At 65.4% G+C, this 15,905-nt stretch carries 10 protein-coding genes; 9 read left to right on the forward strand and 1 reads right to left on the reverse strand.

Going from position 1 to position 15,905, the window contains the following annotated elements; genetic code table 11:
* Nucleotides 1-39 precede the first annotated feature (39 nt).
* The 6 genes from murC to lpxC all read left to right on the forward strand — a co-directional run bounded on the left by murC (nt 40) and on the right by lpxC (nt 6,990).
* Nucleotides 40-1,476 carry a UDP-N-acetylmuramate--L-alanine ligase gene (murC, locus tag ABRP17_RS11385; RefSeq protein WP_188326076.1) on the forward strand — a complete coding sequence of 479 codons (1,437 nt, stop codon included), beginning with the start codon at nt 40-42 and terminating at the stop codon, nt 1,474-1,476.
* Nucleotides 1,473-2,450 carry a D-alanine--D-alanine ligase gene (locus ABRP17_RS11390; protein WP_349985057.1) on the forward strand — a complete coding sequence of 326 codons (978 nt, stop codon included), beginning with the start codon at nt 1,473-1,475 and terminating at the stop codon, nt 2,448-2,450. The genes murC and ABRP17_RS11390 overlap by 4 nt, the downstream gene beginning before the upstream one ends.
* A complete protein-coding gene (locus ABRP17_RS11395; RefSeq protein ID WP_188326078.1) occupies nt 2,447-3,178 on the forward strand; it encodes a cell division protein FtsQ/DivIB in 732 nt (243 codons plus the stop codon). Before ABRP17_RS11390 ends, ABRP17_RS11395 begins: the two co-directional genes overlap by 4 nt.
* Entirely contained in the window at nt 3,175-4,410 is a 1,236-nt protein-coding gene (ftsA, locus tag ABRP17_RS11400) for a cell division protein FtsA (protein WP_042613652.1), read from the forward strand. The genes ABRP17_RS11395 and ftsA overlap by 4 nt, the downstream gene beginning before the upstream one ends.
* A 182-nt stretch (nt 4,411-4,592) precedes the next feature.
* Entirely contained in the window at nt 4,593-5,858 is a 1,266-nt protein-coding gene (gene ftsZ / locus ABRP17_RS11405; RefSeq protein ID WP_188326079.1) for a cell division protein FtsZ, read from the forward strand.
* A 220-nt stretch (nt 5,859-6,078) separates the two neighbouring features.
* On the forward strand, nt 6,079-6,990 hold the full coding sequence (lpxC, locus tag ABRP17_RS11410) for a UDP-3-O-acyl-N-acetylglucosamine deacetylase (protein ID WP_192081193.1): 912 nt from the start codon (nt 6,079-6,081) through the stop codon (nt 6,988-6,990).
* Nucleotides 6,991-7,263: 273 nt separating this feature from the next.
* On the opposite strand, the gene ABRP17_RS11415 is transcribed toward lpxC, so the two are convergent.
* A complete protein-coding gene (locus ABRP17_RS11415) occupies nt 7,264-7,704 on the reverse strand; it encodes a DUF721 domain-containing protein (RefSeq protein WP_192094133.1) in 441 nt (146 codons plus the stop codon).
* Nucleotides 7,705-7,716: 12 nt separating this feature from the next.
* On the opposite strand from ABRP17_RS11415, the gene ABRP17_RS11420 reads away from it, so the two are divergent.
* The 3 genes from ABRP17_RS11420 (at nt 7,717) to ABRP17_RS11430 (ending at nt 15,835) form a co-directional block, all read left to right on the forward strand.
* On the forward strand, nt 7,717-8,670 hold the full coding sequence (locus tag ABRP17_RS11420) for a M23 family metallopeptidase (RefSeq protein WP_188326082.1): 954 nt from the start codon (nt 7,717-7,719) through the stop codon (nt 8,668-8,670).
* 264 nt (nt 8,671-8,934) lie between these two features.
* Nucleotides 8,935-11,661, forward strand: a complete 2,727-nt coding sequence (gene secA, locus ABRP17_RS11425) for a preprotein translocase subunit SecA (protein WP_188326083.1) — start codon at nt 8,935-8,937, stop codon at nt 11,659-11,661.
* A 499-nt stretch (nt 11,662-12,160) separates the two neighbouring features.
* On the forward strand, nt 12,161-15,835 hold the full coding sequence (locus ABRP17_RS11430) for an autotransporter domain-containing protein (RefSeq protein WP_349985058.1): 3,675 nt from the start codon (nt 12,161-12,163) through the stop codon (nt 15,833-15,835).
* Nucleotides 15,836-15,905 lie beyond the last annotated feature (70 nt).

Raw genomic sequence — 15,905 nt, forward strand, 5'->3', positions numbered from 1 at the left:
TGTGCCGCGCCAGCGCGCCGACACGACGCGGAGCTGCGCATGATCCGCCGCCTGCACGACACCAATGACCTGGTGCGCGCCTTCCCGCGCGTGCATTTCGTTGGCATCGGTGGCACCGGCATGAGCGGCATCGCGGAAGTGATGCTGACGCTGGGCTATGAAGTGTCCGGCTCGGACAACGCGGACAACACCGCGACGCGTCGCCTGGGCAGCCTCGGCGCGCGCATCATGCGGGGACATTCCGCCGCCAACGTGCTCGGCACCGATTGCGTGGTGGTCTCCAGCGCGATCCGCGAAGACAATCCGGAACTGATGGAAGCGCGCAGCCAGCGCATCCCGATCATGCCGCGCGCCGCGATGCTGGCCGAGCTGATGCGTTTCCGCCGCGGCATCGCGGTGGCCGGCACGCACGGCAAGACGACCACCACCAGCCTGACGGCGGCGGTACTGAGCGAGGGCGGACTGGATCCGACCTTCGTGATCGGGGGCCAACTGTTGGCCGCCGGTGCCAACGCCAAGCTGGGCGGCGGTCAGTGGCTGGTCGCCGAGGCCGATGAAAGCGATGGCAGCTTCCTGCGCCTGAATCCGTTGATGTCGATCATCACCAATATTGATGCCGATCATCTGGAAAATTACGGCAACGACTTCGCCCGCGTACAGGCGGCCTTCGCCGAATTCCTGCAGCGCCTGCCTTTCTATGGCTTGGCGGTGCTGTGCATCGACGATCCCGAAGTCGCTGCGCTGGCGGCGAAGACCCCGCGCCATGTGATGAGCTACGGCCTGAGCGACAACGCCGACGTGCGCGCCGAAAACGTGGTGCAGGAAGGAGCGCGTATGCGCTTCACCCTGCGCCTGCCGCAGGGCACCAGCCAGGAAGTGGTCTTGGCACTGCCGGGCAAGCACAACGTCCTCAACGCGCTGGCCGCTGCGGCCGTGGGTTGGCAGCTGGGTGTTGCGCCGGATGCGATCGCACGTGCCCTGGAAAGCTTCGCCGGCGTCGGCCGTCGCTTCAATGACCTCGGCGAGGTCACCACCGCCAGCGGCGCCCGGGTGCAGGTGATCGATGATTACGGCCACCATCCGAGCGAGCTGGAGGCGGTATTCGCTGCTGCACGCGGTGGGTGGTCCGACAAGCGCCTGGTCGTCGCGTTCCAGCCGCACCGCTACAGCCGGACCCGCGACCAGTTCGACAAGTTTGCCGCCGTGCTGTCCAGCGTGGACGCGCTGGTGCTGAGCGAGGTCTACCCGGCCGGCGAAGAGCCGATCGCCGGTGCGGATTCGGAAGCGCTGGCACGCGCCATCCGTGCGCGCGGGCGCAGTGAGCCGGTGGTGGTGGGCAAGGCGGCCGAACTCGCGCACGTGCTGCCCGACGTGCTGCAGGATGGCGATCTTCTGTTGATGATGGGGGCCGGCGACATCGGCGCCGTGGCCCAGCAGATCGCAACGGAAGGCTTCAGCGTGGAGGCCCAGGCATGACCGCTTTCACCTTTCCCGCACCCCGCACGACCGACCCGGCCGTGTTCGGTCGCGTCGGTGTGCTGCTGGGTGGCACGTCCAGCGAACGCGAGGTGTCGCTGGATTCCGGTCGCAACGTGCTCGAAGCGCTGCAGGCACGCGGCATCAACGCATTCGCCATCGATGGCATCCCGGCACTGGCCAACGCGCTGGCCGCGGGCGAAGTGGACCGCGTGTTCAACATCCTCCACGGCCACAATGGCGGCGGTGAGGACGGCATCGTGCAGGGTCTGATGGAAGCGTTCGGCGTGCCGTACACCGGCTCGGACGTGTTGGGCTCGGCGCTGAGCATGGACAAGATCCGTACCAAGCAGGTGTGGCTGTCGGTCGGCCTGCCCACGCCGCAGTACCGCAAGGTCACCGCGGAAAACGTGCACGCGCAGGCAGCCGAACTCGGCTTGCCGGTGGTGGTGAAGCCGGCCAATGAAGGGTCCAGCGTGGGCATCAGCCGGGTCTTCGACGATGCCGGCCTGGACGAGGCGGTGGCCCTTGCCACGCGCTACGACGGCCAGCTGCTGATGGAGCAGATGGTGGTCGGCGACGAGCTTACCGTCGGCATCCTCGGCGATGTTGCGCTGCCGTCGATCCGTATCGTGCCCAAGGGCCAGTGGTACGACTACGACGCCAAGTACAAGGCCGATGACACCGAATATCTGTGCCCAGGCCTGCGCGATGCCGACGAAGAGGAGATCCGTCGCCTCGCCCTGGCTGCGTTCCGCGCTGCAGGCTGCCGTGGATGGGGCCGGGTGGATGTGATGCGCGACCGCACCAGCGGCCGCCTGTACCTGCTGGAAGTGAACACCGCGCCGGGCATGACCAGCCATTCGCTGGTGCCCAAAGCCGCAGGCCAGGCCGGGATCGGCTTTGAAGACCTGGTCTGGCGTGTGCTCGAACAGACCCTCGCCACTACAGTGCAGGAGAACGGTCACGCATGAACGCGGTGCTGCGCATCTTCGTCTGGCTGTTGGCCCTGTCGGTGGTGGCCCTGCCCGTCGTGGCCGTGCTCAACGGCTGGGTCGGCGCCGAGCGCTGGCCGTTGGCGAAGCTGCGCGTGCACGGTGAGTTCAAGCGCGTGCCGGCGGAGCAGTTGCAGAAGGTGCTGTTGCCTTACGCGCACGCCGGCTTCTTCGCGGTGAAGCTGCAGGATGCACAGGACAGCATCGAGCGCCTGCCGTGGGTGGAAAGCGCACGCGTGCGCAAGCAGTGGCCGGATGTGCTGGAAGTCACCCTGGTCGAGCACAAGCCGTTCGCGCGATGGGGCGGCGATCGCCTGCTTTCCGAGCAGGGCAAGCTGTTCCCCACGCCGAAAAAACTGGCCGACCTGCAGCTGCCGCAGCTGGACGGTCCAGACAGCCAGACCGAAGAAGTGGTGTCGCTGTACAACGATGCGCGGGCGTTGTTCGCGCCGTCCGGGCTGGACGTCAGCCGCCTGACGATGGATGCACGCGGCAGCTGGTCGCTGCTGCTCAGCAACGGCACCGAAGTCGTGGTGGGCCGCGACGATGCGCGCTCACGCCTGCAGCGCTACGTACGCGTGCTGCCCCAGCTCGCCAGCCAGGCCGCGCCGATCGAGCGCGCCGACCTCCGATACACCAATGGCTTCACCCTCAGTTGGGGTGAAGCACCGGCGCCAGAGCCGAAAAAAACGCAGGACAGGACATGAATCGCAAGGGTGACAAATCGTTGATCGTCGGGCTCGACATCGGCACCTCCAAGGTGGTGGCGCTGGTGGGTGAGTACTCGCCGGGCAACCCCATCGAGGTGATCGGCATCGGTTCACACGAATCGCGCGGGCTCAAGCGCGGCGTGGTGGTGGACATCGAGTCCACGGTGCAGTCGATCCAGCGTGCGGTGGAAGAGGCCGAGCTGATGGCCGGTTGCGAGATCCGCTCGGTGTACGCGTCGATCTCCGGCAACCACGTGCAGTGCAAGAACTCGCCCGGGATCGTCCCGATCCGCGACGGCGAAGTGACGTGGGGCGACCTGGACCGCGTGCTCGACGCAGCCAAGGCCGTGGCGATCCCGGCTGACCAGAAGATCCTGCATGCGATCCCGCGCGAGTACGTGCTGGACGATTCGCAGGAAGGCATCCGCAACCCCGTCGGCATGACCGGCGTACGCCTGGAAGTGCACGCCCACCTGGTGGTGTGCGCACAGTCGGCCGCCGCCAACATCAGCAAGTGCGTGCAGCGCTGCGGCCTGCAGGTGGACGATCTGGTGCTGTCCTCGCTGGCCTCCAGCGTCGCCGTGCTGACCGCAGACGAGCGCGAGCTCGGCGTGGTGCTAGTCGACATGGGCGCCGGCACCACCGACATCGCCGTGTTCGTGCAGGGCGCGATCTGCCACACCGCGTCGTTGCCGATCGCCGGTGACCATGTCACCAATGACATTGCCCACATGCTGCGCACGCCGACTCCGGAAGCGGAGCAGATCAAGGTGCGTTACGCCTGCGCGCTGGCGCAGCTGGCGACGGCCGAAGAAAGCATCCAGGTGCCGAGCGTCGGCGATCGGCCGCCGCGTCGCATGCCGCGCCACGCGCTGGCGCAGGCGGTGCAGGGGCGTTACGAGGAAATCTTCGAGATGGTGCAGGCCGAACTGCGTCGCTCCGGTTTCGAAGAGCTGGTCCGCGCCGGCATGGTGCTGACCGGCGGTGCATCGAAGATGGAAGGTGTGGTCGAACTGGCCGAAGAGATGCTGCAGATGCCGGTACGTGTGGGCATCCCGCAGCATGTCACCGGCCTGGGCGAAGTGGTGGGCAACCCCGTGCATGCAACCGGCGTCGGCCTGTTGCTGATGGGAAGCCAGATCGAACACCCGCGTCGGCCGTCGCTGCCGGCAGGCCGTGCGGGCAGCATGTTCAAGAAACTGAAAACCTGGTTCCGCGGCGAATTCTGAAAGAGCGGTAGCGCCGAGCCATGCTCGGCGACATGAAAACGCAACACCGCAACACCGCAACACCGCAACACGCAACACACGGATACACAAACCACTACAGCCGCAACGGCGGCATGCAGCGGAAGGCAGGATGCCTCTCCCGCAACATGCCAAAGGAAGCGGATACAACCGAGGACACGGACATGGCGCATTTTGAATTGATCGAAAAGATGGCACCCAATGCGGTGATCAAGGTCGTTGGCGTGGGCGGTGGCGGCGGAAACGCTGTAGCGCACATGGTCAACTCAGCGGTGGATGGCGTGGAGTTCATCACCGCCAACACCGACTCGCAGGCCATCAAGAATTGCGGTGCGAAGCTGCAGCTGCAGCTGGGCACCAACGTCACCAAGGGCCTGGGCGCCGGTGCGAACCCGGAAGTGGGTCGCCAGGCTGCGCTGGAAGATCGCGAGCGCATCATCGACGCGCTGCAGGGCGCGGACATGGTCTTCATCACCGCCGGCATGGGCGGTGGCACCGGCACGGGCGCTGCACCGGTGGTGGCGCAGCTGGCCAAGGAGATGGGCATCCTGACCGTTGCCGTGGTCACCAAGCCGTTCCCGTTCGAAGGCCGTCGCCGCATGCAGGTTGCGCTGAAGGGCATCGAAGAACTGAGCCAGCACTGCGATTCGCTGATCACCATCCCCAACGAAAAGCTGATCACCGTCCTGGGCCGCAACGCCACCATGATCCAGGCGTTCCGTGCCGCCAACGACGTGCTGCAGGGCGCCGTGCAGGGCATCGCCGATCTGATCGTGCGTCCGGGCCTGATCAACGTCGACTTCGCCGACGTGCGCACCGTGATGTCCGAAATGGGCCTGGCGATGATGGGTACCGGTACCGCCCGCGGTGATGACCGTGCGCAGGCCGCTGCCGAGTCGGCCATCCAGAACCCGCTGCTGGACGATGTGAACCTGGCCGGTGCCAACGGCATCCTGGTCAACATCACCGCCGGTGCCGACTTCACCATGGCCGAATTCGACGAGATCGGCCGCACCATCGACGGCTTCGCTTCGGAAGACGCCACCGTGGTGGTCGGCACCGTGCTCGATCCGGACATGCAGGACGAAGTGCGCGTCACCGTGGTCGCGACCGGCCTCAACCGCGTGGCCGCCGGCAAGAGCCAGCGTCCGGGCGAGCGTGCGCCGATCAAGCTGGTCCGCAACGCCACCACCGGCCAGCCGGAGTTCTCCGACTTCGACAACGGCGGTGACGCGGTGTCCAAGGCGGTTGGCGGTGTCGGTCTGGGCCTGCGTCGCGCGAGCAGCGACAGCGTAGCGGCGTCTTCTTCGTCCAGCGCGTCGTCTTCGTCGTCCAGCAGCTCGAGCGCCAGCGCGGGCAGCACGCCGACCGCCGAACTGCCCAACGATTACCTGGACATCCCGGCGTTCCTGCGCCGCCAGGCCGACTGATCCATGCTGCCGGGGTTGTCCTCCCCGGCATCACGCACCATGTCCTGCATTGCAGGCGCCGGGCCAGGATGGGCCCGGCCGCCTTGTAATCGCACCCGCCGCACCCGCGTGGCGCCACCACCTGCCTGGCTTCAGCCGGAGTAGGGGCGACCGCGTGTTAATCTGTTGCACCCCCTGGGGCAGGCCATCGCGGCCCGCCGCACGCTTCTGGTCACCCCCCATGATTCCGCAACGCACCCTCAAGAACACGATCCGCGCCACCGGCGTTGGCCTGCACAGCGGCGACAAGGTCTACATGACCCTGCGCCCGGCACCGGTCAACCATGGCATCGTGTTCCGCCGCGTGGACCTGGACCCGGTCGTCGATGTTCCGGCCAAGGCCGAGCTGGTGACCGAAGTGACCCTGTGCACCGGGCTGACCTGCAACGACGCCAAGATCCAGACCGTCGAACACCTGATGTCAGCGTTGGCCGGCCTGGGTGTGGACAACATCATTGTCGAACTGTCCTCGGCCGAGCTGCCGATCATGGACGGTTCGTCCGGCCCGTTCGTGTTCCTGCTGCAGTCGGCGGGCATCATCGAACAGGACGCCGCCAAGCGCTTCATCCGCGTACTGAAGACCGTGGAAGTCACTGAAGGTGACAAGGTCGCGCGCTTTGATCCCTACGAGGGCTACAAGCTCGGTTTCACCATCCAGTTCGATCACCCGATGATCCCCGCCAAGCAGTCGCGGCAGGAAATCGAGTTCTCCACGATGGCCTATACCAAGGAAATCTCCCGCGCCCGGACCTTCGGTTTCATGCGTGACCTGGAGTACATGCGCGAGCGCAACCTGGGCCTGGGCGGTTCGATGGACAACGCCATCGTGCTGGACGAGTTCCGGGTGCTGAACGAAGACGGCCTGCGCTATGCCGACGAATTCGTGCGGCACAAGATCCTGGACGCCATCGGCGATCTGTACCTTGCCGGCGGCCAGGTGCTGGGGGCCTATGAAGGGTTCAAGTCCGGTCATGCGCTGAACAACAAGCTGGTGCGGGCCTTGATGGCCGATGCCAGCGCGTGGGAGTGGGTGAGCTACGAATCCCCCGCCGCTGCCGAGCCCGTTGCCTACGGTGCTCCGGCCTACGCCTGAAAAACACTGCGATATCAGCCAGTTGACGCCGCCCTCGGGCGGCGTTTCGCGTTCAGGGCCGCGGCCTTCACGGCCAGCATGCAGTGACCAGTACGGCGTCACAGTTTGTGAACCTGTTCCGTCAGAAGCCTGAACTTAACGTTTAAATAACAAAACTCTAACGACTCGACGACCCGACGCCGTTAGGATGCCCCACGGTCCTCGCAAAAGCTTCACGCCATTTCCACGGCATGTTGGCAGAGCGGGGAAGCGGAGCCGGATGCTTCGCGGTCATCAGGACCTGGACGGTTTCGTGTCCTGGAGGCTGGCCAAGGCGTCGCGTAGTCCTTTGTGCGTGGCGGCTGAAACTGCGTGGGGTCCATTCCGGTTGTCGATCGCTGGGGAGCGTGGTGGAGCGGGGGACGCAGTCTTGATGGTCACTTTGGTGGCCTTCAGCCCGATGGACCGGGCCGCGTCGATCAACTGTGCTTCGGCAAGCCGCAATTTGGCATGCCAGACAGGGGATTCGACGAGAAAAACGAGGTGTTCGTCGTTCACGTTCGCCAGCCTGCAATGGTTGCGCAGGGTGAGCGGCAAGTGGGGGCGTAATTGTTGGTCCAACGCATCGAGCCATAAGGCACGACGCAGCGGGTTCCCGGTTTTGTCACCCATGACCGCATCCAGCGCCGGCTTCGGCGTAGACGCGGGACGACCACTGGATTTCGGCTCAGACATGAAAACTCACTGATGGCATTCAAAAAGATCGTAATCAAAACGCGTGATGGAAAGGCAAAAACGCCCCTTGCGCGTCTTCGCTTCTACTTCGAGGATCGTCCCCGCGCCCTGCTGGGCAGCGTGCTGGGCATGGGCTGCATTATCGGCTTCGCCGGTGGAATGGGGGCCAACCTGCTGGGCGATTCCCGCCTGCAGGCCAAGGTAGACCGCCAGGAGCGTGAACTCGCCCAGGTCCGCCTGCAGTCGCAGACCGAGGTGAACGCCCTTGCGGCGCGCCTTGGGGAGCTCCAGGCACAAGCCACCCGCCTCAATGCGCTGGGTGAGCGCCTGACCCAGATGGGCAAGCTGGAAGACGGCGAGTTCGACTTCCAGGAAACCCCCGGCCTGGGTGAAGGCGACGCCGGCGGTCCGACCGTGGATATCCCGGTCAAGGACATCAACGCCGACTTGCAGGTGCTGGAGCAGCGATTCGCTGCTTCAGGCAGCCAGCTCTCGGTGATGGAATCGCTGATGTTCGACCATCAGCTGCAGCAGAACGCCGTGCCCTCGCGCATGCCGATCCGCAACAGCTATGTCACGTCCAGCTTCGGCACCCGTGCTGATCCGTTCGGTCGCGGTGCACGCAGTCACAAAGGCATTGATTTCCATGCCAAGGTCGGTGATCCGGTGATGTCCGTCGCCGAAGGCGTGGTCAGCTTCTCCGGTGTGAAGGGCGGCTACGGCAACGTCGTCGATGTGGATCACGGCAACGGTTACGTGACCCGCTACGCGCACAATTCGCGCCTGGTGGTGAAGGTAGGTGACCTGGTCCGTGCCGGTCAGGAAGTGGCCAAGGCCGGTTCCACCGGTCGTTCCACCGGTGCCCATGTGCACTTCGAAGTCTGGGAGAGCGGGCGTGTGGTCAATCCGCGCAAGTTCCTGGGTGACGGCGGCAACACCCCGGTCGGTCGCGTTTCGCGCGGCTGACGGGTACCGGTAGCGCCGAGCCATGCTCGGCGAGCGCAGCGGCAGCCCCACCCGGGGTGTGCCGAATGTGGCGGGCATGCCGCCGAGCATCGCTCGGCGCTATGGTCCGGCCAGCGAACCGCCAAAGCGCTTGAATCCTCCCACGTCCATCCCAAGTTACAATGGGTGATGCCATAGACGGGGCGCAGGGCGCCTCGTTTCGTTTGCGGCGGACGGATTCCCGATGGAGCCGTGCCGGCGTTCACCTGACAACCGGTTCCCTCAATGATCAACAGCCTGCTTACCCGCGTATTCGGCAGTCGTAATGAACGACAGCTGCGCCAGCTCAATCGCATCGTCGCCAAGGTCAATGCGCTGGAGCCGGAGATGGAAGCGCTCAGCGATGAGCAGCTCCAGGCCAAGACGCCGGAATTCAAGCAGCGCATCGCCGATGGCGAGGCGTTGGACAAGGTGCTGCCGGAAGCGTTCGCTGTCTGCCGCGAAGCCAGCCGCCGTGTTCTCGGCATGCGTCATTACGACGTGCAGCTTATCGGTGGCATGGTGCTGCACCTGGGCAAGATCGCCGAGATGCGCACCGGTGAAGGCAAGACCCTGGTCGCTACGCTGCCGGTCTATCTGAACTCGCTCGAAGGCAAGGGCGTGCACGTGGTCACCGTGAACGACTACCTGGCGCGCCGCGACTCCGCGCAGATGGGCAAGCTGTACAACTGGCTGGGCCTGAGCGTGGGCGTCGTGTATCCGGGCATGCCGCACGGTGACAAGCGCGAGGCCTATGGCAGCGACATCACGTACGGCACCAATAACGAATTCGGTTTCGATTACCTGCGCGACAACATGGCGCTGTCCAAGGCCGACCGCTACCAGCGCGGCCTGCACTACGCCATTGTCGATGAAGTCGACTCCATCCTGATCGACGAAGCGCGTACCCCGCTGATCATTTCCGGTCCGGCCGATGATTCCCCGGAGCTGTACATCCGCGTAAACCGCATCGTGCCGAACCTGGTGAAGCAGGAAAACGAAGAAGCCGAGGGCGACTTCTGGATCGACGAGAAGGGCAAGCAGGTGCACCTGTCCGAAGCGGGCATGGAGCACGCCGAGCGTCTGCTGGTCGAAGCCGGCATCCTCGACGCGGAGACCGAAGGCCTTTACGCGGCGCAGAACCTGACCGTCGTGCATCACCTCAATGCCGCGCTGCGCGCGCATGCCATCTACCAGCGTGACGTGGACTACATCGTGCGCGATGGCGAAGTCGTCATCGTCGATGAGTTCACCGGCCGCACCCTGGCCGGCCGTCGCTGGTCGGACGGTCTGCACCAGGCGGTGGAAGCGAAGGAAGGCGTGCCGGTACAGCGCGAGAACCAGACGCTGGCCAGCATCACGTTCCAGAATCTCTTCCGCATGTACAAGAAGCTGTCCGGCATGACCGGTACGGCCGATACCGAAGCCTTCGAGTTCCAGAGCATCTACAACCTGGAAGTGGTGGTCATCCCGACCAACCGCCCGACCATCCGCAAGGACTCGCCGGACCAGGTGTTCCTCAACCGCCAAGGCAAGTTCAACGCGGTGCTGGCCGACATCCAGGAATGCAACAAGCGGGGCCAGCCGGTGCTGGTGGGTACGACCTCGATTGAAACCTCGGAGATGCTGTCCGAACACCTGGCCAAGGCCGGTGTGCAGCATGAAGTGCTGAACGCCAAGCAGCATGACCGCGAAGCGACCATCGTCGCCAACGCCGGTCGTCCGGGTGCGGTGACCATCGCCACCAACATGGCCGGTCGCGGTACCGATATCGTGCTGGGCGGCTCGCTGGAAACCGAGCTGCACGAGATGGGCGAGGAGGCCAGCGACGCCCAGCGCGCCGCGGCCAAGGCCGAGTGGCAGGTCCGGCATGACGCCGTCAAGGCCGCCGGTGGCCTGCACATCGTCGGTACCGAGCGCCATGAATCGCGGCGTATCGACAACCAGCTGCGTGGTCGTTCGGGCCGTCAGGGTGATCCGGGTTCGTCCCGTTTCTACCTGTCGCTGGAAGACAACCTGATGCGCATCTTCGCCTCCGACTGGGTGCAGAAGGCCATGCGCATGATGGGCATGAAGGAAGACGACGTCATCGAAGACCGCCTGGTCAGCCGGCAGATCGAAAAGGCCCAGCGCAAGGTCGAAGCGCACAACTTCGATATCCGCAAGAACCTGCTGGATTTCGACGACGTCAACAACGACCAGCGCAAGGTGATCTATTCGCAGCGCGATGAACTGCTGGATGCCGATTCGGTCAAGGACAACGTCGATGGCATCCGCGACGACGTGGTGTTCGACATCGTCGCCCGCTTCGTGCCGCCGAACTCGATCGATGAACAGTGGGACCTGCCGGGCCTGGAAGCCACGCTGCAGTCCGAGTTCGGCCTCGACATGTCGGTCACCGACCTGGTCAAGAGCCACGAAGAGCTGGACGCCGAAGGCATCGCGCAGAAGGTGCAGGAGCGCGTCAACGCGCATTTCGATGCAAAGGAAAGTGGCGTCGGTGCAGACACCATGCGCGCGCTGGAGAAGCACGTGATGCTGACCGTGCTCGACCAGAGCTGGAAGGAGCATCTGGCTCGCATGGATTACCTGCGCCAGGGCATTTACCTGCGCGGCTATGCGCAGAAGCAGCCGAAGCAGGAGTACAAGAAGGAAGCGTTCGAGCTGTTCTCCAACATGTTGGAAGACGTGAAGCGCGAAGTGGTGACGATGTTGTCGCGCGTGCGCATCCGCAGCGACGAGGAAGTGGCGGCACTGGAAGCTGCCGAGCGTCAGCAGGTGCAGGCGCGCCTCAGCCAGTCGCAGTTCCAGCATCAGGATGCCGGCGGCTACAGCGCCGACGAAGAAGCCGCGCAGGTGGAAGCCGCGCAGGTCGCGCAGGGCCAGGGCGGCGAGCCGAAGATCGGCCGCAATGACCCCTGCCCTTGTGGCAGCGGCAAGAAGTACAAGCACTGCCACGGTCAGCTGAGCTGACTCCAGAAAAAACCCCGCGCAAGCGGGGTTTTTTTTATCTCGCGCAACCCGCCGGTAAACCCGATGGTAGAGCCGACTTTAGTCGGCTGCTTTTCCGCACACAGCCAGCCGACTGAAGTCGGCTCTACCAAGCCGCGAAGATCGCACGAGTGGTCGCAGAACCAGCGCGAACGATGACGTTTCCTGCACTAAATCCAACGCATCGGTGTCATCTGCGTCTCCACAACGTGCACGCCGATCGCAAAACACGCGACTACAAATGCATCACGCTCGCTATGCATCGGGTGATGCGTGTCACCAATCAGCGTAGATCAGAAAACCCTTACGGACATATTGGTCAGATCCCCACACGGAAGTCGGATCAGGCCCTCGGTATTTTCTGACATCACACGTAGGGTCACAGGCCCCGCGCGTTCTTCAACTCGCAGGGTCCACTGCACATCCCCCGTGTGCGGGACGCGGTCCCCTCCGCGTCCAGACCGCTATCCCAAGGAGCTTCATGAACAGGATTTACCGCTTGGTCTTCAACCGGGCTACCGGCGTCATGCAGGTGGCCTCTGAACTGGCCTCCACACTTTCCGCACCGGCCCGCGCTGTCGTTGCGACGCGCCGTCGTTCGCCGCTGGGCGTGGCGGTGCTGGCGGCGCTTGGCCTCAGCGCCGCCTCCGTGCCGTCGGCCTTCGCCGTACCCTACGACTTTACGTCCGACGAAGTGGTGGGCGATTCCCGCGTCTACGCCGACGGTTTCTTCATCGGCAACACTGGCGCCGTGGCGATCGATCTGGTCGGCAGCGGCAACCTGACCGCCAACGGCCTGGTGTCGCTGGGCACGGTCGCCGGCGCCAACGGCACGCTGCGCGTGATCGGGCCCACGGCCTACCTGCAGATGACCGGCGCTGCATTGCGCGTGGGTGAAGCAGGAACCGGCAGCCTGCAGCTGCTGGATGGTGGCAAGGCCACCTCCAACAACACGGTGACGCTGGGCTACGGCGCGGGCAGCACGGGCAACGCCATCGTCCGCGGGGCCGACTCCAGCCTCACCGCGCGCCAGCTGTTGGTCGGTCGCCAGGGCACTGGCACGCTGGACATCGATGGCGGGCGTGTCGCCACCACGATGGCCTACAGCGTGGTCAACAACTTCGGCCTCAGCGTCGGCTCTGACACTGCAGGCAGCGGTGCGATCAACGTAAGCAACGGCGGCGAACTGCTTGTCACTGACAACAACCTGCTGGTGGGACAGGTCGGACAGGGCACCCTGACGATCAATGGCGGCCGGGTCACGGCGGATCGCGGCATCTATGTCGGCGCGGGCACACAGTCCGGTGCCACCCAGGGCGGCCGCGGTGAGATCACCGTCAGTGGCGGTGGCCAGCTGGTGTCACAGGATCTCGTGCTTGGCACGTCCAACAACGCCACCGGCACGCTGACCGTCAGCGGCGCCGGTTCGGTGGTTGATGCCACTACGGTGCGCGTCGGACAGAACGGCGACGGCACACTGCGCGTGCAGGACGGCGGCGTGGTCACCGCCGATGAAGTAAATGCCGAAAAGTACGACGCCTTGGGCAGTGGCGATTTCGGCCAGACCGGCAGCATCGTGGTCACCGGCGCAGGCTCGGCGATCCGCGCCGCACGCGTGGATGTCACCAACCACCTGCTGCTGGAAGCCGGTGGCGCCATCGTATCCGACCGTGCGGCGATCAAGGACAGCTTCGGCCCGACTACCGCCACGGCGCTCATCACCGGCGCGGATACCACGTGGACCAACACCGGCGCGATGGACATCAGCACCAACCTCGATGTGCTGGATGGGGCGGTCATCCGCAGTGATGCGGTGAACATCAGTGGCGGTCTCAACGACGCCAGCATGGCGCCCGTGGCGGTGGACGAACAGACCCGTGTGAGCGGTGCCGGCTCGGCCATCGAAGCGGCGAACGGGCTGACCGTGGGTGCGGTGCTGCTGAAAGGGCCGTACGGCATGCTGAGCGTGAGCAACGGCGGGCGGGTTGCCGGTGGCAGCGGCATCCTGCTGGGTCAGAGCGGTTATCTGGTGCTGGGCGGCGGCATGGCGACGTGGTCCGTTGCCGACGGCGGTCCGCAGTGGCTGGCCGCGGAAGAAGCCGGAACACTGGACGGCGCGGCGATCTCGATGAACGGCAGCGCGGGCGGGCTGGTGTTCAACCACACCGGCGACATCGCACTGGGCAACACCATCCAGACCGTCTCGTCGGGAACGTCCAACGCCCACCTGCACGGCGGCGCGCTCACCCAGGTGGCGGGCACCACCACGCTCAATGGCGACCTGAGTGCCTTCGGTGGCGATGTCACCGTCACCGGCGGCACGCTCGTGATCAACTCGGATATGTACGCCGGCGCGGGCTATGTAGGCCCCAGCCAGGCCCTGCAGCAGCAGATCAATGTGCAGGGCGGCACGCTGGTGCTGAACGGTGCATCCGGCTTCCAGCAGGACATCGACTTCGGTGCCGGCCTGGGCAGCGAAGTACGCCGCAGTTCGCTGGCCGAAGTAAGCGGATCCGGCGTGCTGGCAGGCAATGCGACGCTGGGCAGCACCTACGTGTTCAATGGCGGCACGCTGTCGCCAGGTAACGCCGGTGTCGGCACGATGACCATCGATGGTGATCTGTTCTTCAACACCAGCGCAGCATTCTCCGAACAGGTCGCCAACAAGGCGTTCTTTGACGTGGACGTGCTGGGCAACGGGCAGGCCGACCTGCTGACGGTGACCGGCAAGGCGAACATCGGCCGCGGCGCGAACCTTGCCAACTCCGGCGACACCGGCGTGCGCGTCACCGCACTGGATCCTGCGACCAGCTACCAGGACGGACAGACCTACACCATCCTGACCGCAGCAGGCGGGGTCGTCGGCACCTTCGACGACGTGATCTCCCGCTCGGCCTTCCTGGATACATCGCTGAGCTATACCGCCAACGACGTGCGGCTGAACATCGCGGTGAAAGACACGGGCCCGGTGGATCCCCCTGTTGATCCGCCGGTGGACCCGCCGGTCGATCCGCCGGTGGACCCGATCACCCCGCCGGTGGATCCGGTTACCCCGCCGCCACCGCCGCGCGTGTTCGTCACCGTCGCCGCCACCGGCAACCAACTCGCCACGGCCGCTGCGCTGGATACGCTGCAGCAGTCCGGTGACGCCCTGGCGCTGTACAACCGCCTGCTGATGCTGGATGCGGACAGCGCACGCCTGGCGTTCGATGACCTGTCCGGCGAAATTCACGCCAGCAGTCGTGCGTTGTTGCTGGAAGACCGTTTCCTGCGCGATGGCATCGGCCAGCGCCTGCGTAGCGGCATGCCGGCCAGTGAGGGTGGCCCATCCGCCTGGATCGGGGGCAGTGGCGCGTCCAGCCGCCGCGATGGCGATGGAACGGCAGCCCGCACCCGCGACCACCGTGAAGGCCTGATGGCCGGTGCGGACTGGAGCATCGGCGAGCGCTGGACGGTCGGTGTGGCCGGTGGCCCCGAGTCGCTGCGTCAGCAGGTCGATGCGCGCAACGCAACGACGGAAGTCGATGCCGTGCACGGCGGCCTGTATGGCGGATTCCGTGGGGATGCGCTGTACTTCAACGGGGGCGCCAGCTATGCGGACTACACGCTGGATACGCGTCGCACCGTGGGCGCGGGCACGGCATGGGGACAGTCGCTGTCCAGCCGCCGTGACGCGCACGCGATATCGGGCTTCGTGGAAGGCGGTTGGGATTTCCAGGTCGACGATGCGTTGACGCTGACCCCGTACGTGGCACTGGCTTACACGCGCCTGTCCACCGAGGGCGGCGTCGAATCCGGTGGCAATGCCGCCTTGGCGATCGCCTCCAGCAAAGACGAGGTGTGGACGACCACCGCCGGCGTGCGGGCCGCCTGGGACATCAGCGGCGGTCAGCAGGACGGCGCACGGCTGGAAGCTGGGCTGGCGTGGCAGAACGCGGCCGGCGAACTGCGCGCGGATTCCCGCCACCAGTTCGTGGCCGGCAGCAGCCCGTTCACCGTTGTTGGCCTGCCGCTGGCCCGCAACGTGGGCATCGCCGAGCTGGGCGTGTCGGTCAACACCTCCAGCCGCAGCCGCCTGTCGCTGGCCGCCCAGGGCCGTGCAGGTGAAGGTCAGCGGGAAGTGGGTGCGCAGCTGAACTGGAACGTCGCGTTCTGAGTCACGGCTGAGCATGTGGACACGGCAACGGGCTCCTTCGGGGGCCCGTTGTCGTCTGGTCGCTTACGGC

Source organism: Stenotrophomonas sp. WHRI 8082 (assembly GCF_040223995.2).
Lineage (GTDB): Bacteria > Pseudomonadota > Gammaproteobacteria > Xanthomonadales > Xanthomonadaceae > Stenotrophomonas.

What these genes read in the sequence shown, in the direction of transcription:
- murC (WP_188326076.1), top strand. Translation starts at nt 40, where the DNA reads ATGATCCGCCGCCTGCACGACACCAATGACCTGGTGCGCGCCTTCCCG.
- ftsA (WP_042613652.1), top strand. Translation starts at nt 3,175, where the DNA reads ATGAATCGCAAGGGTGACAAATCGTTGATCGTCGGGCTCGACATCGGC.
- ABRP17_RS11390 (WP_349985057.1), top strand. Translation starts at nt 1,473, where the DNA reads ATGACCGCTTTCACCTTTCCCGCACCCCGCACGACCGACCCGGCCGTG.
- ABRP17_RS11420 (WP_188326082.1), top strand. Translation starts at nt 7,717, where the DNA reads ATGGCATTCAAAAAGATCGTAATCAAAACGCGTGATGGAAAGGCAAAA.
- secA (WP_188326083.1), top strand. Translation starts at nt 8,935, where the DNA reads ATGATCAACAGCCTGCTTACCCGCGTATTCGGCAGTCGTAATGAACGA.
- ftsZ (WP_188326079.1), top strand. Translation starts at nt 4,593, where the DNA reads ATGGCGCATTTTGAATTGATCGAAAAGATGGCACCCAATGCGGTGATC.
- ABRP17_RS11430 (WP_349985058.1), top strand. Translation starts at nt 12,161, where the DNA reads ATGAACAGGATTTACCGCTTGGTCTTCAACCGGGCTACCGGCGTCATG.
- lpxC (WP_192081193.1), top strand. Translation starts at nt 6,079, where the DNA reads ATGATTCCGCAACGCACCCTCAAGAACACGATCCGCGCCACCGGCGTT.
- ABRP17_RS11415 (WP_192094133.1), bottom strand. Translation starts at nt 7,704, where the DNA reads ATGTCTGAGCCGAAATCCAGTGGTCGTCCCGCGTCTACGCCGAAGCCG.
- ABRP17_RS11395 (WP_188326078.1), top strand. Translation starts at nt 2,447, where the DNA reads ATGAACGCGGTGCTGCGCATCTTCGTCTGGCTGTTGGCCCTGTCGGTG.